Consider the following 547-nt stretch of genomic DNA (forward strand, 5'->3'; position numbering starts at 1 on the left):
GATCGCTGCTGAGACCTCATCCAGTTTGCCGATCGTGCCCTGGATCGAACCGATTGCGCCCACCGCCTCGCGCGTGGCCGCTTGGGTCGCGGTGATCTGCACACGGATCTGATCTGTCGCCTTGGCAGTCTGCTCGGCCAAGGCTTTCACCTCCGACGCCACGACCGCGAAGCCTTTGCCCGAGGCGCCCGCCCGCGCCGCCTCGATCGTAGCGTTGAGTGCCAACAAGTTGGTCTGCGCGGCGATCCCCTGGATCATCGTCACCACCTCGCCGATCTGCGTGGCCTGGCCGCTCAGGCCCTCGACGATGCCGCCGGCATGGCGGGCCTGCTCGACCGCCTCGCCGGCCATGCGCGCCGCGTGGCTGACCTGCTGGCTGATCTCGCCGGCGGATGACGCCAACTTCCCCGCGCCCGAACCCACCGCCTGGATGTCCCTCGACACCTGTCCCACTCTGGCGGCGGCCTCGGCCGTCTGCAGGGGGACGGCCTCGACCGCGGTACCGATCGCGTCGAGATCCGTGCTGGTCGCCCCCTGCGCCTCGGCC

General features: G+C 70.2%; 1 protein-coding gene. It reads right to left on the bottom strand.

Features of this window, described 5'->3' with window-relative positions; translation table 11 throughout:
* Positions 1 to 547: methyl-accepting chemotaxis protein (locus MKK69_RS31370; RefSeq protein WP_243970272.1), on the bottom strand; the 547-nt coding region annotated here is incomplete at both ends.

It is taken from the genome of Methylobacterium sp. J-026, from assembly GCF_022829585.1.
Lineage (GTDB): Bacteria > Pseudomonadota > Alphaproteobacteria > Rhizobiales > Beijerinckiaceae > Methylobacterium.